Genomic DNA, 1,012 nt, shown 5'->3' with positions numbered 1-1,012 from the left:
CAGCCGGGTAGGGCGGTGCGGCGTTCGGCTTCGGAGGTGTAGAGGCGGGCGTAGGCCCATTCGTCGGCGAGGGTGCGGTGGAAACGTTCGATCTTGCCGTTGGTCTGGGACCGATAGGGCCTGGTTCGTTTCGGGGTGATTTGAAGCCGTTCGCAGGCCTGGCGCCAGGCGTGGGAGCGGTAACAGCTGCCGTTGTCGGACAAGACACGCTCGACCTGGACTCCGCGTTCGGCGAACCAGGCGACCGCGCGGTCCAAGACGCCGACCGCGGTCGTGGCGGTCTCATCGGCGCAAATCTCGGCGTAGGCCACGCGGGAGTGATCATCGATGACGGTGTGCACGAACGCCGTCCCGAGCAGCGGGTTGTGGTGCTTGTTCCGCGGAACGTTCGGGGTCGCTGCCCGGTTCTTTCCACCCTGTCGCCGGCCGACGAACCGGTGCCCGCCACCATCGGGAATCCTGCCCAGTTTGGTGACATCGACATGAATCAGTGAGCCTGGATGATCATGCTCGTAGCGACGTAACGGCTCACCGGTCACTCGATCGATCCGGCTCAGCCGGTTGATCCGGCAACGGACCAGCACCGCGTGCACGGTCGAGGCCGCGATACCCAGACGGCCACCGATCTGGACCGGTCCGAGCCGATACCGCCAGCGCAGCCGCACGATCTGGCGCACAACCCGCTCCGGGGTCCGCTGCCGACACCGCTGCGGCCGTGACGAACGATCCGACATCCCCGACCGTCCCTCGGCCCGATACCTGGCCGCCCACTTCCTCGCCGTCACCGGCGAGACCATGAACATCTTCGCCGCTGCTGACACCGGCCAACCCTCCACCACGATCAACCGTGCCAGCCGTAACCGGGCACGAGGGGTCAAAGCAGCGTTAGCGTGGACCATGAAGGCCTCCCTGGACGTGAAGCGGTTCCTAGACAGCTCCACTCTCACCCCGGGAGGCCTTCCCCATCGCCAGATCAAACCCGTGTCACGCAACAACGTCCCTGGACATCACA

Annotated in this window: 2 protein-coding genes; one reads left to right on the top strand and one right to left on the bottom strand. The window is 65.9% G+C overall.

Annotated elements, in window-relative coordinates:
* The coding region (locus ACFQU4_RS37640; protein ID WP_377502462.1) for an IS481 family transposase at positions 1 to 899 on the bottom strand (899 nt) is incomplete at its 3' end.
* On the opposite strand from ACFQU4_RS37640, the gene ACFQU4_RS37635 reads away from it, so the two are divergent.
* A partial coding sequence (locus ACFQU4_RS37635) for a hypothetical protein (protein WP_377502464.1) occupies positions 796 to 1,012 on the top strand: 217 nt, incomplete at its 3' end. The two genes, ACFQU4_RS37640 and ACFQU4_RS37635, sit on opposite strands and share 104 nt — an antisense overlap.

This window comes from Microlunatus sp. GCM10028923 (assembly GCF_042666975.1).
GTDB lineage: Bacteria > Actinomycetota > Actinomycetes > Propionibacteriales > Propionibacteriaceae > Microlunatus.
This window is presented reverse-complemented; position numbering and strand designations above follow the sequence as displayed.